Origin of the sequence: Alloprevotella tannerae ATCC 51259, assembly GCF_000159995.1 — a bacterium.
Lineage (GTDB): Bacteria > Bacteroidota > Bacteroidia > Bacteroidales > Bacteroidaceae > Alloprevotella > Alloprevotella tannerae.
In genome coordinates, this window is record NZ_GG700643.1 from 965,073 (window position 1) to 985,286 (window position 20,214).

At 44.8% G+C, this 20,214-nt stretch carries 17 protein-coding genes and 1 pseudogene; 12 read left to right on the top strand and 6 right to left on the bottom strand.

What is annotated here, in order from left to right; all coding sequences use genetic code 11:
* Positions 1 to 108 precede the first annotated feature (108 nt).
* The 5 genes from ileS to GCWU000325_RS09975 all read left to right on the top strand — a co-directional run bounded on the left by ileS (position 109) and on the right by GCWU000325_RS09975 (position 5,920).
* Positions 109 to 3,522 (top strand): isoleucine--tRNA ligase, encoded by a 3,414-nt coding sequence (gene ileS / locus GCWU000325_RS09955; protein ID WP_006256476.1) that lies wholly within the window; start codon positions 109 to 111, stop codon positions 3,520 to 3,522.
* Positions 3,523 to 3,573: 51 nt separating this feature from the next.
* Positions 3,574 to 3,963, top strand: coding sequence for a TraR/DksA family transcriptional regulator (locus tag GCWU000325_RS09960; RefSeq protein ID WP_006256477.1), 390 nt, complete (start codon positions 3,574 to 3,576; stop codon positions 3,961 to 3,963).
* A 107-nt stretch (positions 3,964 to 4,070) separates the two neighbouring features.
* Positions 4,071 to 4,691, top strand: a complete 621-nt coding sequence (locus GCWU000325_RS09965) for a lipoprotein signal peptidase (protein ID WP_006256478.1) — start codon at positions 4,071 to 4,073, stop codon at positions 4,689 to 4,691.
* A 6-nt stretch (positions 4,692 to 4,697) separates the two neighbouring features.
* A complete protein-coding gene (locus tag GCWU000325_RS09970; protein ID WP_040599635.1) occupies positions 4,698 to 5,600 on the top strand; it encodes a DUF4296 domain-containing protein in 903 nt (300 codons plus the stop codon).
* Between the two features lie 86 nt (positions 5,601 to 5,686).
* Positions 5,687 to 5,920: a hypothetical protein gene (locus GCWU000325_RS09975; RefSeq protein WP_154646643.1), complete on the top strand. Its 234-nt coding sequence runs from the start codon at positions 5,687 to 5,689 to the stop codon at positions 5,918 to 5,920.
* Positions 5,921 to 6,131: 211 nt separating this feature from the next.
* Here the strand turns inward: GCWU000325_RS09975 and GCWU000325_RS09980 are convergent, their stop codons facing one another.
* Both GCWU000325_RS09980 and GCWU000325_RS09985 read right to left on the bottom strand, forming a co-directional pair.
* Entirely contained in the window at positions 6,132 to 7,271 is a 1,140-nt protein-coding gene (locus tag GCWU000325_RS09980) for a hypothetical protein (RefSeq protein ID WP_006256484.1), read from the bottom strand.
* Positions 7,272 to 7,842: 571 nt separating this feature from the next.
* Positions 7,843 to 9,303, bottom strand: a complete 1,461-nt coding sequence (locus tag GCWU000325_RS09985; RefSeq protein WP_006256486.1) for a leucine-rich repeat domain-containing protein — start codon at positions 9,301 to 9,303, stop codon at positions 7,843 to 7,845.
* A 173-nt stretch (positions 9,304 to 9,476) separates the two neighbouring features.
* Between GCWU000325_RS09985 and GCWU000325_RS09990 the strand changes: the two genes are divergently transcribed.
* Entirely contained in the window at positions 9,477 to 9,752 is a 276-nt protein-coding gene (locus GCWU000325_RS09990; protein WP_006256488.1) for a hypothetical protein, read from the top strand.
* Between the two features lie 477 nt (positions 9,753 to 10,229).
* On the opposite strand, the gene GCWU000325_RS09995 is transcribed toward GCWU000325_RS09990, so the two are convergent.
* The 3 genes from GCWU000325_RS09995 to GCWU000325_RS12530 are packed head-to-tail and all read right to left on the bottom strand — an operon-like array spanning position 10,230 to position 13,041.
* Complete coding sequence (locus tag GCWU000325_RS09995; protein WP_006256489.1) at positions 10,230 to 11,333, bottom strand: hypothetical protein; 1,104 nt, start codon at positions 11,331 to 11,333, stop codon at positions 10,230 to 10,232.
* A gap of 1 nt (position 11,334) precedes the next feature.
* Positions 11,335 to 12,600 (bottom strand): DNA cytosine methyltransferase, encoded by a 1,266-nt coding sequence (locus GCWU000325_RS10000; RefSeq protein ID WP_211205532.1) that lies wholly within the window; start codon positions 12,598 to 12,600, stop codon positions 11,335 to 11,337.
* 24 nt (positions 12,601 to 12,624) lie between these two features.
* On the bottom strand, positions 12,625 to 13,041 hold the full coding sequence (locus tag GCWU000325_RS12530; RefSeq protein WP_262480466.1) for a helix-turn-helix transcriptional regulator: 417 nt from the start codon (positions 13,039 to 13,041) through the stop codon (positions 12,625 to 12,627).
* Between GCWU000325_RS12530 and GCWU000325_RS10015 the strand changes: the two are divergent.
* A pseudogene (locus GCWU000325_RS10015) lies at positions 12,985 to 14,253 on the top strand (IS1380 family transposase); the annotation flags it as partial. The gene GCWU000325_RS12530 and the pseudogene GCWU000325_RS10015 sit on opposite strands and share 57 nt — an antisense overlap.
* A gap of 3 nt (positions 14,254 to 14,256) precedes the next feature.
* Here GCWU000325_RS10015 and GCWU000325_RS11710 read toward each other — a convergent pair.
* Positions 14,257 to 15,564 carry an IS5-like element ISPta1 family transposase gene (locus GCWU000325_RS11710; RefSeq protein ID WP_006256493.1) on the bottom strand — a complete coding sequence of 436 codons (1,308 nt, stop codon included), beginning with the start codon at positions 15,562 to 15,564 and terminating at the stop codon, positions 14,257 to 14,259.
* 757 nt (positions 15,565 to 16,321) lie between these two features.
* Here GCWU000325_RS11710 and queC point away from each other — a divergent pair.
* The 5 genes from queC (at position 16,322) to GCWU000325_RS10040 (ending at position 19,049) form a co-directional block, all read left to right on the top strand.
* Positions 16,322 to 17,002, top strand: coding sequence for a 7-cyano-7-deazaguanine synthase QueC (queC, locus tag GCWU000325_RS10020; RefSeq protein ID WP_006256496.1), 681 nt, complete (start codon positions 16,322 to 16,324; stop codon positions 17,000 to 17,002).
* Between the two features lie 4 nt (positions 17,003 to 17,006).
* Positions 17,007 to 17,465 carry a preQ(1) synthase gene (gene queF / locus GCWU000325_RS10025; protein ID WP_040599812.1) on the top strand — a complete coding sequence of 153 codons (459 nt, stop codon included), beginning with the start codon at positions 17,007 to 17,009 and terminating at the stop codon, positions 17,463 to 17,465.
* A gap of 41 nt (positions 17,466 to 17,506) precedes the next feature.
* Positions 17,507 to 17,815: an FtsB family cell division protein gene (locus GCWU000325_RS10030; RefSeq protein WP_006256498.1), complete on the top strand. Its 309-nt coding sequence runs from the start codon at positions 17,507 to 17,509 to the stop codon at positions 17,813 to 17,815.
* Positions 17,812 to 18,192, top strand: coding sequence for a hypothetical protein (locus GCWU000325_RS10035; RefSeq protein ID WP_006256499.1), 381 nt, complete (start codon positions 17,812 to 17,814; stop codon positions 18,190 to 18,192). The genes GCWU000325_RS10030 and GCWU000325_RS10035 overlap by 4 nt, the downstream gene beginning before the upstream one ends.
* Positions 18,193 to 18,332: 140 nt before the next feature.
* Positions 18,333 to 19,049: a DUF4369 domain-containing protein gene (locus GCWU000325_RS10040; RefSeq protein WP_006256501.1), complete on the top strand. Its 717-nt coding sequence runs from the start codon at positions 18,333 to 18,335 to the stop codon at positions 19,047 to 19,049.
* Positions 19,050 to 20,214 lie beyond the last annotated feature (1,165 nt).

Genomic DNA, 20,214 nt, shown 5'->3' on the forward strand with positions numbered 1-20,214 from the left:
GCGTTACCCACGCCTTCCGCTTGAAAAAGAATGCGTTTTGTTTTGCAATACTCCGCCCTTACGCTATCTTTGCACACTATTATTATTAGACGAAAAATAAACAGCTGTATGAAGTTTACGGAACGCCCCAATTTAGACCTATCTAAAGTGAATGAGGAAGTTTTAGCCGATTGGTTGCAACAAGACCTTTTTCACAAAAGCATAAGCTCCCGCGAGGGAAAACCCGACTATGTCTTTTATGATGGCCCTCCCTCGGCTAACGGCCACCCGGGCATCCATCACGTGATGGCTCGTACGATCAAAGACCTTTTCTGTCGTTATAAGACGATGCAAGGCTATCGCGTGGAGCGCAAGGCCGGATGGGATACGCACGGCCTCCCCGTAGAACTTGGCGTAGAAAAGGACTTGGGCATCACGAAAGTAGACATCGGTAAGAAGATCAGCATCGGAGATTACAATGCTCACTGCCGTAAGAATGTGATGAAGTTTACCCGCGAATGGGAAGACTTGACCGACAAGATGGGCTATTGGGTAGATATGAAGCACCCTTATATCACGTATGAAACCGGCTATATCGAAAGTCTTTGGTGGCTATTGAAAGAGCTTCATAAAAAGGGCTTGCTGTATAAAGGCTATACGATCCAGCCCTATTCGCCCGCTGCCGGCACAGGCTTGTCCAGTCACGAATTGAACTTGCCCGGTTGCTACCGTGACGTGAAAGATACGACGGTCGTTGCACAGTTTGTGATTTGCGACCCCAAACCCGAGATGACGGCTTGGGGCAAGCCCTATTTTATTGCGTGGACGACTACGCCGTGGACGCTTGCCAGCAATACGGCGCTTTGCGTAGGCCCGAAGATTGATTATGTCTGCGTGCAGACTTATAATCCTTATACGGGCGAGAAGATTTCTGTTGTGATGGCGGAGGCGCGCTTAAGTGCTTACTTCAATCCTGAAGGCGCTACGGCGGATATGGAGGCTTACAAGAAAGGCGATAAGGTGCTGCCGTATCGCGTAGTAGGTCGCTGGACGGGCCGCGAACTTGAGAATATGCACTATGAGCAACTCTTCCCCTACGTTCGCCCTTATGGCGAGGGAGAGCCCTTCCGCGTCATCTTAGGCGACTATGTAAGTACGGAAGATGGTACGGGTATTGTGCATATTGCACCGACTTTTGGTGCAGACGACGCACTTGTGGCGAAGAAGGCCGGCGTCCCCGGATTGCAAATGATTACAAAGAAAGGAAAGTTTGCGCCGATGGTCGACCTGCAAGGCCGCTTCTTCCGTATAGAAGACTTGGACGAGGAGTTTGTGAAGACTCACGTTAATATAGAGGCCTATGGTCCTTACGCCGGCCGCTACGTGAAGAATGCTTACGATAGTACGCTGACCGATAAAGACGAAACGCTCGATGTGTCGATCTGTATGGATATGAAGCAAGCGGGCAAGGCATTTAATATTGCCAAGCACGCACATAGTTATCCACACTGCTGGCGCACGGATAAGCCTGTCTTGTATTATCCTTTGGATAGCTGGTTTATTCGGAGCACTGCCGCTAAGGAGCGGATGTCCGAATTGAACGAAACGATTAAGTGGAAACCGGCTTCGACAGGCTCGGGACGCTTTGGGAAATGGCTCGAAAACTTGAACGACTGGAATTTGAGTCGCAGTCGCTTCTGGGGCACGCCGCTTCCGGTTTGGCGCAACGACGATGATGAGGTAATCTGCATCGGTAGCATTGCGGAACTTTATGATGAGATCGAGAAGAGTGTGGCTGCCGGCATTATGCCCTCTAATCCGCTTAAGGAAAAAGGCTTCGTGCCCGGCGATTATAGTGAGGAGAACTACCACAAGATAGACCTGCACCGTCCGTATGTAGACGAGATTGTTTTAGTTTCGCAGACGGGTAAGCCGCTTCATCGCGAAAGCGATTTGATCGACGTTTGGTTCGATTCAGGCGCAATGCCCTTTGCACAGCAACACTATCCTTTCGAACACAAAGAGGAGGTGGAGAGCGGTCGCTGCTTCCCTGCCGACTTTATCGCTGAAGGCGTTGATCAAACGCGCGGCTGGTTCTTTACGCTCCACGCTATTGCGACGATGATCTTCGATTCCGTTTCCTTCAAGAATGTTATCTCTAACGGCCTTGTCTTGGATAAGAACGGTAATAAAATGTCGAAGCGCCTCGGCAATGCGGTAGATCCGTTTGAGACGATTGCAAAATATGGCTCTGACCCCTTGCGTTGGTATATGATTACCAATGCTTCGCCGTGGGACAATTTGAAGTTTGACGAAGAGGGCATCAAGGAAGTATCTCGCACCTTCTTTGGTAAGTTGTATCAAACTTACTCTTTCTTTGCCATGTATGCCAACGTCGACGACTTCGATGCGCACGCACCGCAAGTAGACTTTAGTAAGCGCCCTGAAATTGATCGTTGGATATTGAGCGAACTCAATACAATGGTGGCAGAAGTAACGGCAGCTTTGGACGATTATGAGCCGACGAAAGCAGGGCGCTTGATCAATACTTTCATTGCCGACAATCTCTCTAATTGGTATGTGCGCCTGAATCGTAAACGCTTTTGGGCCGGTACGATGACGGAGGATAAGTTGAGCGCTTACCAAACGCTCTACGCTTGTCTCTTGACTACCTGCAAATTGATGGCGCCCATTGCGCCTTTCTTTGCCGATCGCCTCTATCGCGACCTGACAGCACCGACCGGCAATGGCTTGGAAAGCGTTCACCTTGAAACTTTCCCCGTCTGCGACCACGCTTTAGTGGATGCCGACTTAGAGAATCGTATGGAAATGGCGCAGAAGATTACTTCGATGGTGCTCTCGCTGCGTAAGAAAGAGCATATCATCGTTCGCCAACCGCTGCGACGCATCTCTATTCCTGCTACTGACGCAAGTCAGCGCGCTGCGATTGAAGCCGTGCAGCAACTGATCTTAGATGAAGTTAACGTAAAAGAATTAGTCTTTGTCGAAGGAGATTTACTGGAGAAAACCGTGAAGTGTAACTTCCGCGTGATGGGTAAGCAGTTTGGCAAACGAATGAAAGCCGTAGCTGAAGCTGTAGGCGCTTTGTCGCAAGCCGAAATTGCCCGCTTAGAGCAAGAGGGCAGTTTGACGCTCACCTTAGCCGACGGACCGGCAACGATTGAAAGAGAGTCTGTTGAGATTGTTAGCGAGGATATTCCCGGTTGGACGGTTGCCAATGAAGGTACGCTAACCGTTGCGCTCGATTTGGAAATTGACGAAGCCTTGCGCCGCGAAGGCTTGGCGCGCGAGATTGTGAAGCGCATCCAGGCTTATCGTAAAGATAGTGGCTTTGAGATTACAGACCATATTCATGTAACGATGGCGCGTCAAGGCGAGTTGGCTGAGGCTGTAGAGGCCTTCGGAGATTATATTTGTGGACAAGTATTGGCTGACAACTTCTCCATCGTCGAGGCTTTAGCAGAAGGCGAAGAGATGGACTTTGATGGCCGCATAGTGCGCGTTAAAATAGAAAAAGTATAATGTATTTCGTCTGCGAGGCTGGCCTTGCAGACGAATTTTAAACAATCAAATATGGAAGGAAGAGCACGCTATAACGACGTAGAATTAGCAGAGTTTAAGCAATTGATTGAGGAGAAGCTCAAGTTAGCAACGCGGGAGTATGACCAACTGATGGACAGCTTGATGAACCGCGGTAGCAACGACGTAGTCGATACATCTCCGACCTACAAGACGCTTGAAGAAGGCTCTGCCGTGCAGAGCAAGGAGGAAATGACCAATATGGCAGCCCGCCAATTGAAGTTTATCCAAGGCCTGCAGTCTGCGCTGGTGCGCATTGACAATAAGACCTATGGCATTTGTCGCGTTACGGGCAAACTCATCCCGAAAGAACGCCTGCGCGCCGTGCCTCATGCTACAACAAGCATTGAGGGGAAGATGCAAGAGAAGAAAAATAAAATCTGAATCTCCGGCAGATGAGCAACTCGAAACAATCGAGAGAAACGATGGGACACAACCTTTCGTCCGAATCCGCTTTACCTTCTCGCCTGTCTGTCCGCACTTTGTGGTGGATGTCCGGCGGTATCATCCTCATTGTCTTGATCCTCGATCAACTTATAAAGTTCAAGGTCAAGACCGGAATGCTGCTTTACCAGTCACACGATGTGACGAGTTGGTTTAAGATCCTCTTTACCGAGAACCAAGGAATGGCTTTCGGCATGGACTTTATTGGCACGATGCTGCTCACGCTCTTTCGCGTCGTGGCCATCTGCTTCTTTGTCGGTCTTTTGGCCAAGGCAATTCGGCGGCGGCTTCCCGCAGGACTGATTATCTGCCTTTCTATGGTGATTGCAGGCGCTGCCGGCAATATCATCGATAATTGTTTTTATGGCTTGATCTTTACGGCGAGTCCGCTCGAAGGCACTCCCGGTGCAACGCCAGCCGTACTTACCGCTTTTGGTGAGGGCAACGGTTCGTTTCTGACGGGCCACGTCGTCGATATGTTCTATTTTCCGCTGTTTACCTGGCCCGATTGGGTGCCTTTCTTAGGCGGAAAAGTCTTTTTTAATGCGATCTTCAATTTTGCTGATGCATCGATCTCTTGCGGTGCAGTAGCGATCCTTATCTTTTATTGGCGTTTCCTTACCGGAAAACCTCGCGCAGCGGTTAGCAATGCGTCCGATGATAAATAATGACGAATGCGGCAATTAGGCAGTAGTAATATCAAGCATTGTTTGTCCGTCTCGACACGTATAAGTCGCGGCGGACTCTTCTTGCTTATAGTGCTGCTGTTGTTTTCTGCCTGTAAGAATCGTCGCCCTGCCGGTGTTTTGTCGGAAGGTAAGATGGCCAATTTGTTGTATGACTATCACGTAGCCTTAGCCTTGGGGCAATCAAATTCCGATAGTGCAGACATCAATACGCGTCTCTATACGGATGCTGTCTTGCGGAAATATAATCTTACGCAGGCAGACTTCAATCGGTCGATGGAGTATTATTCACGGCATAGCGATGCACTGCTGGCTGTTTATCGCATTGTAAATGCGCGCTTCGGCACGATGGAGAATGGCGGAGGCGCTGATATGCCCGGCTCCGATGGCATTAACTATTGGCGCGGGGCATCCGGCTACTTGCTTTCTTCAGTAGCTAATAATCGTATAACTTTCAGTCAGCCGTCCGATACTGCTTTTCATGCCGGCGACCAACTGGCTTGGAGTTTTGAGTCGCATTGGATCGGGCGAGAAGGCGAGCGCAATGCGCTGGCCGTTCTTTATGTGCGCTACGTTGGCGACTCTGTTGCCACTTTCAGTGCTCCTGTGCTTAATGATGGTAGGCAAACGCTGACGCTCACCCTTGCGCCGCGCGCCGTGAAGCAGGTTGAAGGCTTCGTACTATTGCAGCCTGCCTCTTCCCCCACTATTGTTCAAAAAATGATGTTGCTGTCTCCACGCCTTGCGCGTGTGCCTGCCTCTGTACCCACGCCGGCTTCAGAGCCATCGCGGCCCGCTGAGCCGGTGAGCGATACCACTTTCCATTCGATTGACGAAGCTTCTACGTCGTCGCCCGCCTATGGGCCATCTAAGCGATATGTAAGGCCGTAAGGGGAGCGCACCTCCTATTATATATGGTCTTCGCTTGCTGCGAATTGTCCGAGCAAACCACCTTTTTATTTTCACCCTTCACTTTTATGAAACGCATAGCCGTAAGTCGTTTGCACTTACCCGATGGGACAATTCTTCGCAACCAAGTGATCGAAATTCAGCCACATACGGCCGATCATCCGCCGCTTGTGGGTGGCGGATGGGTAGATTGCGGCCATTGTTCCGTACGCTTTTACCCGCTTACCGAAGAGTTGGCTTGCACAAAATGGTTTGGCGGCGATTTCTATTGGGATACGCTGTCAGAAGAACTTTCAATTTAAGACCAATCGCTCAATTCGATTGGCCGGTAAGTGGCTTTTTGCCCGCGTGAGGCTTAAAAAGCCATATTTGTATCCGGTTAAAGCAAATTATCCTCCTCTTCTCGCAGTCGATCGCCAGTATTTCCTTGAGGCTGAGCTTACAACTAAAATAAGGTAGCTAAAGTTCGCAGAACCGAACCTTAGCTACCTTGCGTATGAAGAGCAAGCGGCGTTATTCAATCTTGCCTTTCCATTCACCCTTTACAGTATGGCCCTTCGCATCCTTGAGATTAAATTTCAAGTGTAGCTCTGACGAGTCGGCGTTTCCGCTCAACACTTCTATCTCGCCTCCAACAAGAGGTGCCTTGTAGGCATAATTCCACGTAAACCAGCAACCCAGATCTACGCGAGAGCCTTCGGGCGTCTTCACTCTCCAGGCCGGCTCGGCGCTCAGTTCGTGGCTGTTGATGTTTTCCCAATCGATTTTTGGCAACACCGGATACTTACCGGCCGGAATCTGCTTCGTGCCCGGATATTTCTCATTATCGATCAGCAGATAAAGGTCAAGGCAGGTCGCGTAGCTATCATCGGTATACAATTGCAAGTAAACTTCAGTTTTGTTTTTAATGCCGAAGCGGCCAATGCCATAGTCTGTTGCCATACCATATTTCTTATTGCCGAAAACCAAGGTCGTATCGGCCGCGAGCTTGCTTTCCGGAAGCGGGAGCGTATCGGCAGGTGCTATTTCGCCGGAGTTGTTGTCAATGACGAGCATTCCTTTATAAGATGCTTTAAGCGTAGAGCCATCGACGCAGGTAAAGTCGCCTTCGAGCGTATATTTCCTGTTTTCCATCGGCGTAATGGTCAGCGTTCCGCCGTTAATGAGTTTGATGTCCATTGGGTCTTGGGCGGAGTTCAGCGTGCCTAAGAAAGTATTGGCAGCCTCGCCGTTTTCGTTGCGTATGCCCGGATAGAATTTGCTGCTCTCAGGTTCGTTCGGATCTCCTATGGTGAAAGTTCCTATAGGCGCGCTCAGCTGCTTGATGTTCACGGTGTCTGCCTTCCCGAGAAGCGTTATGTAGAGCTTTGACATCGGCATCGTGGTATTGTCGCCAAAGATGTTGGTAGAGAGTTCAAGCAGATAAACGGCCGTGTTCGACTGTTGGTCGCGATGTACAAAGCTACCTACGCCCGACTTGAACGTCATCTCTTGATTCTCGCCCGTATTAAACGTAACGTCGGCTACGTCTTTGACCGGAATGACAATGGACGTCCCATCGTTCTTTGTTACTTTCATATTGTAAACGGGTTGTGCCATTGCTGCGGTGGTAATGAGTGCCAACGCTGCTGAAAGTAATGTTTTCTTCTTCATAATCAGTTAGTTTAAATATTAAAAATGGTAGGTTAGAGACTGACTTTAAAGCTGCCGCCCATCGATAAGTTGATGTAAGCAGGTACAGCTTAATCCGGTAGTGGATAATAGGAGTGGGGGCGCGCTATCTGAATCGTGGATTTCAGCGAATGTGCCAAAAACCATCCATATAGTAGAAAGTTGTTTCGTTGCAAAGGGGTTTTTAGTTATATATGATCAGGCAGTGATCTCTTTTGATGACAAAATTAAATAAGGAGTCTTTTGTTCCCAAATTTTGAGATGATTTTTTTGCTTTTCTTTGTGCTATTATCTGAATTAGTTGCTGTAAGGGCTTAAGTCCAACCTCTTTGTTTGTTGCAATTCATACTGCAAACTTAGAGATTTGGCTTTAAGGTTATGCGGAAGTAAGTAATTTTTTCAAGTTGACAAATAGACGCGTAAACTTGTTAGATGTCCGGCAATTTTTTTGTGCGTGCAGTTGGGTGGATATGCTTGTACACTTGATGCAAACCATATAATAATTGCCTTGTAGTTTTAGTCTACAAGGCAACTATCATTATCGTATGTCATATTATAAGCGTACTTTGTGTATAGTGTTGCCAATGCGCACAATATAAATGCCTTTAGCCAATGTGGACAAACTATACGATGTATTCAGTGTGCCTTGCGCCACCACCTGACCATTGACTGCATACACAACATAATGAATGGGAGCAGAAAGTTTTTGAGGCGTCTCTATGACAAGTTTGCCATCTCTTCCATACACCTTACAAGGCTCGTTGTTGTCCATCTTAGGCGAAACGATTCCGGTTGGGAACTTGTCTGTTTCAATGATGTTCGTGAAGTAGTTCCAGCCGAAAGCCTGCCGATATTTTTCTCCCGAACCGATGGGAACGTAGAGAGGAACATCGTTCGGCGTATATCCGTGAAATGGTCCATCACCGGGATTATCCATGTCTTCTGCACAATAAGGAGGTATTGGTGCAAGGGAATATATTTTTTTTATGTATTTCCAATTTGCACAACTTCCTCCACCCAAATATTCCAACGAAGCAGGGAAAACGATGGAATCAATTGCACAGTACCATAAAGCATCCTGCTCTATGTGTTTTAGTCCTTCCGGCAAGTCTATCGGTTTAAGTTTTACATCGCCTGCGAAAGCGTCAACTCCAATTTCTATTATAGACTTGGGAATATTCACCTTTTCAAGCAAAGGACACCAGGAAGCAAAAGAGCTGGGAATTTTTGTAATGTGATTGGGAATATAAATTTCTTTCAGATAGGGACACATAGAAAAAAGAAATCCGGGTAATTCATTTAGGGAAGCAGGTATTATCACTTTTTTTATATTACAGCCGGCAAAGGCACCTTGCTCGATTTTCTCCAATCCCTCTGGCAAGTTTACTTCCTCTATTCTTGTGTTGTAGAAAGCTGATTCGCCAATAACTTTAAGTGTAGAGGGTAACACCAATTTCTTGAAGCATTGGCAATTTATAAAGCATTGTGGTGGAATAGACGTGATCCCATCCGGGATAATCAAAGGATCGGTACTTAACCAATGGCAGCTTGAAAAACTGAAACGACCAAGCTTTCTCAAACTTTTGGGGAGGTTTATTTGTTCTAATTTCATCCTTGAGAAAGCAAAGTCTCCAATTTCCTGAATTCCCTCAGGAAGGATGATGTGGCGGAGTGGGAGGTAAACCACGCCCTGATACGCTCTCGGGTCATCAATAACCTGCCTATCAGCCTTATAAAGTGCACGCGTAGGTATCTTATTGTTTTCTACTTGCGCATGCTCCAGGTTCAGCACAGTAAGTTTCCCCTCAAAGCTGCATTTCCACATCGTTGTAAAATCAGCTTCATTGATTGGTCCATGTACGATTAATGAATCGATTTTGTCCCATTTTTCCCCCAAGACCTGCTCCAATTCTCCGTACTTGCTCACGTGGGCATTAAAGAAATTCACTTGCCCAAAGATTTTTTGTGAGCAGACAAGCGCCAAAGCGGCTAACAAAAGTATCGTTCTCTTCATAAGGTTTGTGGTTTTATGATATAGTCCGCAGGATTCCGGTCAAATGCCGTGTTTCCACGCCTTTTCTTCCTTGATCGGTAAGCTTTGTCGTCTTGTTTTTAAGGGTTTTCAGGCGGCAAATAGGGGGAGCTTTACTGTTAGCTCGCGGAAAGATGCGCAGCTATAGGTGTTTTATGACGCAAATATATTGTGAAAACAGCACTTTTGAAAGTTTAAATCTTATTTTTTTTAGTATGAAAGTTATTCCGAGTCCTTATTCTTTTGCGCGTCATCGTAAGCTTGTCTTTACGGTGCATAACGCTTTGCGTCGTACAAGTGAGTCTGCCTCAAAAACCGATGCAGATAATCAAGCCGTTTATGGGGTCTCAATGGGGTTTGTAAGTAATTGTATTTCAGAGATTATAGAAGTCCCAAAACTTTCACCTAAGAAAAGAAAAACTTTCTTATAGGACAATTTTTTTGTCTTAGGAGACAATTTTTCCGATCATAGGAGAAAGTTTTTACTTTCACCTAAGCAAATTTTTACGGGGATAAGGCGGGGTTAAAGTGCTCTTATAATGTATTGAAAATAAGGCAGATGTTTGTCTTTTAAGTCGAGGTCTTTTTCGCCCATGTGCAGCACCGGTCGGCCCTTGCCTTTTAGCCATTGGGGCATCAATGGTTATTATTCATTCCATCTTACAGCCATGGTGGATTTATCCCTTAATTCTGCAGCATATATTCTTGTGAGAACTCCAAGTGTCTGAGAAACAAAGTTCTCAAAACACTTGGATATGTCAGAAATTTTTCGTAACTTCACAGCAGTTAATTTTATAAATTTCCCCCGATTCTGCCCGTGATGGGTCGTTCGGGGGTTTCTATGTAAAGGTACAAATAATATATTACGCTGACAAACAATTAGTTAGATATTTACTGAATATCCTAAATTAGAGATTTAACTTGCTAATTATTTCATTCCATGCAGCCTGCTGAGGATATTTTACATTTTCATCATTCTTCATCAAATTAACGTAGTGTTCGATGAAATCTGAAGGATCACTCAGTAAGCGCAAGTAGTACTTTAGTGATGTGTACACACCGTTTACTATCACCTGAGATCCGTGTTTCCTCGCTATTGATTTAATCTCTTCCTCAATAGGACTCCAATCTGCTTTACTCATATCTGCGGTGGTCAGGAGATAATACCGATTGGTATGCTGTGACATAAATTTGGTGTAGGCATGTTCAACTAAATCCTTGGTTATTTCGATATTGTGTTTGATTTCCACTCCTTCAAATGCCTCTCCATTGATGTCATTTATCTGTATGTCGCCAATTTGACCTGATTGAGAATCCGCAGAAGTGTGAGATTCAAGAGGACACAATTGCTTATCATGAAAACGTGACACTTCTTTCATCATACATTCGTATGCCGCATATATGGCAAGTGTCGGAAGGCGAGATGCACCGTGTCCTATATATGGATAATCAAAGTGTTGGTGTAGTACCTCAATGATGTTTGAGATAGAAAGACTATGTGGCTTAGCTAAGTCAATGTTATGGCTATCTCTCTGCCTTATCAACAAGACAAAGAAATATGTAAGAATAGATTTCGCATCTACTCCGTTTGCCTGTACCTCATTTATGAGTCGCAGGAAAGCGTTTTTCAGTGAGGTCGGCTTTATAGCCCCAGGATAATTCAAGTCATAAGGAACTTTCTGTTCGAGACTTCTTGTTAACCATCCAGACTCAGCCATGGCAGGAAAGTTTTTCTCCTTAATAAAAGGAGTAATAAACTTCGAGTCAATAGTTCTTCCCGAAAAATTGCCAATATCTTTTTGATGATATCGGATGTCATCTTCAGGAACAACTATTTTGTGTGCCATCAGAGTTATAATTACTGCTAAAACAGCTTTATTGTTTTCTGCTTTATCAACAATGGTTTCTATGTAGCCCTTTACTTCTTTGCTGAAAGTAAATGTCTCGTCGACATTCTGTATCTGCTCGGCAGAAGAATATGTGTCGTCGAGTATTTGTCTATAATTTGTCATCTTATAATAATTGTCTTTTTATTTCATTTCCTATTGCTTCAATCATGCTTACACACACAGAGTTCCCTAATTGCTTGTATTGAGTTCCAACAGCACTAATGCGAACAAAATTGTTAGGGAAACCCATTATGCGCCAGCACTCATTAATGGTAAGTTTCCTGACACGATTGTCCTTTGTCAGAACAAAGAATCTACCAGATGATTCCTGTGACGGGAGTGTCGGATGTGTACCATAAATAGAGTAAATCCTATTTGGTTGTTTGTGAACTCTTGAAAGATGTTCTGTACCAGGGCGAACGCCAGCCTTTCTGATGGCTTTGTTTCTATACCCTGCAAATATCAAACCTGCTTGAGTCTGATGGGTTTCTTCGAGCAAAGTGTATTCAGAGGGATCTAAATACTCGAAATCACCAGATTCGTCTAAGAAGTCAACTAATGGCTTTCTCGGTTGTTTAACCAACCTTGAAAAAACAAATGGCTGTTTCAAAGAACCAATGATGATTATTCTTTCTCTGTTCTGTGGAACTCCGAAATCAGCAGCATTTAGAATTTTCCATTCAGTATGATATCCAAGTTCCTTTAATTTCTCCAAAATAACTTCAAGTGTGCGTCCCCCGTCGTGATACTGTAAATGTTTCACGTTCTCTAAGAAAACAACAGAAGGATGTTTTCTTTCTAATATTTGACAAACATCAAAGAAAAGAGTGCCTCGTGTGTCTGCAAATCCTTTTTGCTTACCAGAAATGCTGAATGGCTGACATGGAAAACCAGCACACAAGACATCAAAATTATCTGGAATATAACTTTTTGTAGATTCCTTTGTAATATCGCCAAAAGGCATCTCTCCATAGTTTGCCAAATATGTTTGTTGAGCATTTGGCTCAAATTCAGAAGAGTAGACACATCTGCCTCCTATTCTTTGCAAGGCAAGTCTGAATCCACCTACACCAGCAAATAAATCTATAAATTTGAAATCTGTTTGCTTTGGTGCCGAAAAAGGAATATTAAATAAATCTTGGAAGAGGCTATACTGAAGAGGATTCTCAGCAACCATGTTGAGATATTCTTCTGTAATCTCAATATTCCCTTTTTTGTATTCTAAGAATTCTTTAAGCAATAGTAATATCTCATTTCTATCCTCATCTTCATATTTGCCAGTTGCCTTGATGGAATGTAATTTATGGCTTATGACAGCCATGGCATTCTCATACGAGGTTTCATCATAAATCTTAACTCCACCATCTATGGCGGAGGGAAAGTTTTCCATATTGATTTTACTTGTCATCGCAGTTTATCCAGGGTCAACGCTTGTATCAATAAATTTCTCCATCTCGGTATCTAACAACTTGCTCATTTGGACAAGTTGTGAAATTGAAGGCTGTATCCGATTTGTACACCATCTCGAAACCGTCATGTCTGTCACGCCCATTTCCGTTGCAAGCCAATGATTTGTAACATTCTTCTCAGCCAAAATTATCCTTAACCTATTTGGGTATGATTTTTTTTGCCATAAGTTATATCTTAACTCCGCAGCATAAATTCTTGTGAGAACTCCAAGTGCCTGAGAAACAAAGTTCTCAAAACACTTGGATATGTCAGAAATTTCACCTATCTTGGTGCTACAAACATAACAAGTAAGCAAAAATCTGACATGACAAAGGTAGCAATTAAAAACGAGAATATCACTTCCTTCGGAGGAATTTATCACATCATGGACGTTTTTTCAAAGTTGGGCTTTGAAAAACTTACCGAATCTGTATTGGGTAAACGCGGATGCAGCGGCAAGGCATTCAGCCATGGAAGTATTTTCGGCTCTCTCTTCTTCAGTTACCTTTGTGGTGGAGAATGCCTTGAGGACATCAATGCGCTTATAGGGCAGTTCAGACAGAGACCTGATACGCTGTTACCCGGTGCCGACACTGTGGGGCGAGGACTGAATGAGCTTGCCGAAGAGAACATTATCTACAAGAGCGAGACATCAGGCAAGTCTTATAGTTTCAACACGGCACAGAAGCTGAACACCTTACTTTTACGGATGATACGGAGAATGGGGCTTATAAAGGTGGGCAGTCATGTTGACTTAGACTTTGATCATCAGTTTATTCCAGCCCACAAGTTCGATGCAAAGTATTCTTACAAGCAGGATTTTGGCTATTTCCCTGGTTGGGCTTCCATTGGGGGAATCATAGTCGGAGGTGAGAATCGTGACGGAAACACCAATGTGAGATTCCATCAAGAAGACACGCTCCGTCGCATTATGGACCGTGTAACCTCAGAACTTGGTGTGGTAATAGAGCGTTTCCGTGCCGATTGTGGATCGTTCTCAAAGGAAATTATCCAAACCGTAGAGCAGCGCTGCAACACGTTCTATATACGTGCAGCCAACTGCGACAACCGATGTGAGGACTTCCGCCGGCTGAAAGAATGGAAGAGCGTTGAGGTTGGTTATGAGAGATGCGATGTCACCTCCGTCAGCATAGACAACTTAATAGAAGGAAAGTCATACAGGCTTGTCGTACAGCGTAGTCCCTTGAAAGACAAGCACGGCAGGGAACAGACGTATATGTTCGGAGTGATATACACATACCGCTGTATCCTTACCAATAACTGGACATCTACTGAGAAAGACATCATTACATTTTATAATGAGCGTGGAGCAAGCGAAAAGAACTTCGACATACAGAACAATGACTTCGGATGGTCGCATCTGCCCTTTTCCTTTATGGCTGAGAACATGGTTTTCATGATGGTTACCGCCATGCTGAAGAACTTCTATCTCTATCTCGTCCGTCATATCAGCGATAAGGTCAAGCCATTGAAAAAGACAAGCAGGCTGAAAGCCTTTATCCTACATTTTGTCAGCGTGCCGGCAAAATGGGTGCGCACTGGAAGGCAGAACGTTCTGAACCTATATAGTCATTCCTTAAAAACTATATTTCAGCATAAAGCCTGTACTAACAAGCTCTATGCTGATTCTTTTTATAAGGTCCAAAAGAACTCTCATAGCTCTTTTGAAGTTATATGCTGCCGCCGCTAATAAGACATTGATAGCATCTCCTTTCACACCTTTATAAAAGTTGCGAGATAATCGGTGGTCTGCTTTAAGATGTCCTATGGTTGGCTCTATACCAGCTCGTTTACAAAATAGTTTGTGTTTCTTTTTCTTTTGGTAGTAGCTATCTTTAGCTTTAGGAGTGTCTGGAATGAGTATCTTTGTCTGCCCAATCTGCTTTACACCTCTATACCCTCTATCTCCTGCTAACTTATCAACCTGCTTTCCTGTCATTCTTTGGGTTTGTTCCAACGTCTTTTCGATAGTATGCCCATCATATTCATTCCTAAAAGAACATGCACCCAAAATAAGTCCTGACCATGAGCGAAGAATAGATACTTTATTACCAAACTCATATTGCTTATGTTCCTTACCTTTGCTGAGGCAAACCACATCTGGTTCGTGCAGAGAATATACTTTGTTCTTTGACTTTCGATTCTGAGAAAGGACTCTATAATATAGCTCAAACATCTTCTCATATCCTTTCTTTCCCTCAAGATTACGCTCTAACTCTCTTACTAATCTTCCTGCTATGGTCCTTAGTTGCCTATCTGCCTTAAGAGCTTTCTTACGATTCTTGGGATGATTACGAAAACGTTGGGAACGGTAAATCCCTTTCAACGTACGCGTATAACTTTGTCGTAGAGGAAGACACTTGTCATGAACTATCTTCAGAACGTTTTTGATTATCTTTTTATGCAACTTCGCATCTGTTGGATAGGTTATATTCTTCTCCTGCACGGTAGAATCAATGAAAGCCGTATCAAAATGATCTTCGTCATCATGGTCGGTATTAACACGGATGCTCTCTGCTAATATTAACTCCATACCTTCCTCACCTATACGATTTCTGAAGTGAACTAACTCAGAAGCGTCACAAGGTTGTTTTGGCATAAATTCAAGTCCACCACAAAAATATTGACAGTAAGCATTCTCACTCCATTGAGAAACCACCATTTCATCTGAAACATTACGCAAATGTTTTAAGATTAAAAGACCACACATCAAGCGAATAGGATGAGCTGGGCGCCCGTTAGTACTGCAATACAATGGAGAAAAAGCATTTTCAAAACACTCCCAATTAATCTTATTACTAAGTTGAAAAAGGGGGTGTTGATGACTAAGCATGTCCTCTAAAGAAGAGAACATAGAGAGCTGTTTGGATGTACGTTTAAGCATAAATATCTGCAAGATTTATAATGTAAAGGTACAAAAACTTGTAGATATAAGCAAATGATTTGTAGTATAATATACTGTGAATCAGCAGAATGTTAGGTTTTTAAGGGTGGACTATATACAAATAAAACCTACTACGCTGAAGTCTTCCTTGAATAAACAGCATTTCTTTGTGGTTTTTCATACTTCCCCATTGGTTTGGGTGGGGGATTTCATGACTATGCAAGAACCAAGAACCCCAGAAAATCCCCATATCAATGGATAAATCCCAAAAATGTCACTTCAATATATAAAAGTACCTCACAAGGAATAATGCTGCGGAATTGAGGTTATCTATAAAGTCGGCATCGGTCGTTTTGAGCCGGCGAAAAAGTTTATGACGCTTTAAGTTTGACGCCTACAACTTGCCGGTTTTTGGTTGCCGACGCACTTGCGAGGTCAAACTTGAAGGGCTTGTCGTTATATATATAATGTATCTGCTGTGCAGAAAACGGAATAAGGCAAGCGCTTCGTCGGGCTTGCGAATCGTTGTTTCCCTTGGTTTATATGAGTGTCCGACAGTTATAAAAGTCCGGTCTTTGCCCGTCTTAAAGCCTTTTAGACTTTGTCGGGCGAAGGGCTTTTGCTACCTTTGCTTCCGAGATCGGCAGAAGCACGATGCGGTGGCAGCGGTTTGTGCCTGTTGGCGTAATTGCCCTTGTTGGGGTCGCTGTGCTCTTCATAAGTCTGCGCTCCGGCAAGCTCCTAAAAACAAGACAAGATGAAACTATTAAATAATGAACGCGCCTTGGTCGTCTTTAGCGGCGGTCAGGATTCTACTACCTGCCTCTTTTGGGCCAAAAGGCAATTTAAGGAAGTTTTTGCCCTCTCTTTTCGCTACGGGCAGAAGCACGCAAACGAAGTTGAGTTGGCCGAATGCATTGCCCGCGAGGCCGGTGTGCATTTCCAAAGCCTTGAAGCGCCGCTGATCGGGCAGTTGGGGCGTAATTCGCTGACCGATGCTTCGCTCGAAATGGATGCGGAGCAGCCCGAAGGTTCTTTTCCAAACACATTCGTGCCGGGGCGCAATTTGTTCTTCCTAAGCATCGCCGCCGTCTATGCGCGTGAGCACGATATTAGGCATTTGGTGACGGGCGTATCGCAGACCGATTTTTCCGGTTACCCTGATTGTCGCGATTCGTTTATGAAGAGTCTGAACGTGACACTTAATTTGGCGATGGATGAGCAGTTTGTGATCCATACGCCGCTGATGTGGCGCGACAAAGCCGCTACTTGGGCGCTGGCTGACGAACTCGGCGTGCTCGATTTGGTTAGAAACGAAACGCTGACTTGCTATAACGGCGTCAAAGGCGATGGCTGCGGCCACTGCCCCGCCTGCACATTGCGCCGCCGCGGTTTAGAAGAATATTTGGCATTAAAGGATGCCGCACAAAAATCATAAACAAATGAATAGAGAACTCGATAATTTACACGCGTTGGGGCAGAAGACGGATTATAAAATGGATTATGCGCCTGAGGTGCTTGAGGTGTTTGAAAACAAACATCCCGACAACGACTATTGGGTGCGCTTTAATTGTCCGGAGTTTACGTCGCTCTGCCCGATTACGGGCCAGCCCGACTTTGCCGAATTGCGCATTAGTTATATGCCCGACAAGCGTATGGTCGAGAGTAAGAGTTTGAAACTTTACCTCTTCAGTTTTCGCAATCACGGCGACTTCCACGAAGACTGCGTCAACGTGATTATGAAAGACCTTATTCGCCTGATGGATCCAAAGTATATTGAGGTGTGCGGCCTGTTCACGCCCCGCGGCGGCATTAGCATTTTTCCTTATGCCAACTATGGACGCCCCGGAACGAAGTATGAAGAAATGGCTCGCCACCGCTTGGAGCAGCACGACTTATAAACCTCTTCAGCGCATAGCAGCGTAAGTGATAAATAATACGTATGGTGAAACTCAATTTTTCTGCTTTCGGCCGGTCTTTGACGCGTCATAAGTACTTGTGGACTATTCTTGCTTTTCTGATCTTGATTGGCTTTGTAGACCCCAATAGTCTTTGGTATCGCTATCGCTTGTATGAGCGCAACGAAACGCTGCGCGAAGATATTCGGCGCTATGAACAGCAATACGCCGCCGATGCACGCACGCTTTACGAACTGCATACTGATCCGGCTGCGGTAGAGAAAGTGGCACGCGTCCACTTATTTATGAAGACTGACAATGAGGATGTTTACGTAATCGAAAAGGAACAATGAAGTTATCTCCAACCCTCCTTAGCCTGGCTACGATTGTAGGCGGCTTGCTCTTACCCATTGGCGTATTGCTGCCGCTTTTTATGGCTGATTTTATGTACGCGTTTCTCGTATTCACCTTGGGCACTGTTCTTTTCGCCGGCGCGCAATTTTTAACTCCCTTTACCAGCAAAAGTTTCACCGCGCGGCGTTTGCATCGCCAGCAGTTGCTTGGAGCAGCCTTCTTGCTGGTTACGAGCGTTTTAATGTATATGCATTGGCAAGGCCTCCCACCTTTTCGCGGCGATGAGTGGAAAATCTCGTTGGCCATAGCTGTCGTCTTTGAACTTTATACTGCTTTTCGCTTACCATCAGAACTAAAAAAAGCGCGTGAAGTATAAAAAACGCCTGTTTAAGCGAAGAAATTGTTTACAAAACCTCAAAAATATATTATTTCAAGAATTTGTAACAGTAGAAACATTAAGTATTCATAGTGTTCAGCGTATATTTGCCAAACAATAGTCAGGCGAAATAACGGAAAATGATGAAGGTATTGACATACATAGCTCTTATGGTGCTGATCGCTTCGTGCGCTTCATCTTATAACATCAATGGCAGCTCTACTGTGCCTGCCTATGATGGACGTATGCTTTATCTCAAAGTTTCTCCTGATGGCATTGCCTCGACTGATCTGGATTCTTGCAAAGTTGTCCACGGTCGTTTCAATTTTTACGGTGCGATAGATTCTGCTTGTATGGCCCAGCTGTATATGGGTGATACGCGGGTGATGCCTCTCGTTATAGAAGCGAGCACCGTTACGGTTCAATTAGACAATTTAGGTCAGATTGTCTCCGGTGGGCCGCTCAATAGTCGTCTTTACCGATTCTTTAAGCGGCGCGATAAGTATGAGAACGCGCTTTGGGATATTCAGCAAAACGTGATTCGGGAGATGCAGCAAGGGCATACGATGGAGACGATTGAGGCGAAGTGGAAAGGCAAGATCGACAACCTCAATGCGGCTTCCGAGAACCTTGAAATTCGCTTTATCGTCGATAATTGGAATAACGTCCTTGGCCCCGGTTTCTTCCGTATACTTTGCAGCAAATATCCGACGCCGATCGTGACGGAGCAGATCCAGCGCATTTTGACGAGCGTACCTCAATCGTTTCTTGAAAACCCCTATGTGCGCCATTATATTACTGAGGCGCGCAACAATCCGCTGAGCAAGCCTTTCCCACCTGCTGAGGCGGCTAAGTAAGCTATCTTTTTTATAGCAACAGATCGTATTATACAAAAAATATAAAGCAGCAATGAGCTTCGGCCATTACTGCTTTTTCTATATTGCCGCAGCCTCTGTCACGTTGCCCCTTTTTACCTTCGGTCGTCTCTCGTTCACAATACTTCTTGCGCCCTTTTTGCGTTTTGCCGCTCCTTGCCCATGTGTTTTTGTGCGGCTTTTGCGCTCTCCGCTCCTTGTTCAAGCGCTTCTTGTTCCCCTTTTTCTATCGGTTTCTCCTTGTTCGGACGCTTTCTGCGCGGCTCTTTACCTCCTACTTCTTTTGCGCTCAGTTCTCCGCGCACCTTTCGTTACCCAACAAGTCCCGCTGCCCCTGACCTCACTCCGCTTGCGCCAATATCCTTGTCCCGCCATTTTTATGTCTTTGCGCTCTTTTTAGCCAAGGAACGAAAGCGTAAAAGGGAATTTCTTCACTTCAACCGAAGAAATTATTCTTTTCATGGTATATTTCTATCAAATATATTTGGGAGTTTAGCGAAAAAGTTATATTTTTGCATCGATTGTTGTCGTGAGATAACGTGTTTAGTTAAGTCTAGTTTAGTTTTTGTGTTGGTTAATGGGAGTCCCGTAGCGTCGGAAACTCCCATTAATTCTTATATGTCAATAGTTTACGTTTTTATTCGTAACATGATTTTTTTATCTTTTCCCTTTCAGCCTTCGTAAATGATGGCGCATCAGTGTAGGAAAACCGGTATAAAACTCATTATTTGCAGCGGACTTTCCTCCATATTTTGCTTCCTTTTCAGACGATTCTACATATAATAAAAATACTGCTATGCCCAATGCTTGCGCTAAGGCATAAAAAGGAGAGTTGGCTTTAGCTTTTTGAGGACGATCACGCGGATAGGTCGTGTCTCAACACGCAGAGACCATCATCTCGGCACGTAGATACTCAAGTCTCAGCCCGTAGAGACAGAGGTCTCAATCTGTAGAGACACCGCCTGCGTGCTTTGAAAAGGGAAGCGCAATAATGAGCAGACTGCCACACAAAGGCAAAACGCCGAAAGATAAGGTCTTGCGCTCGCTGCGCCTAAGGATCAGAAACAGTCTAAAGTTCGGAAACGGCATTGATTAGCTTGGTGCGAATAGACTTTCTATTCCCTTTTTGACATGCAGCAAGATCGCC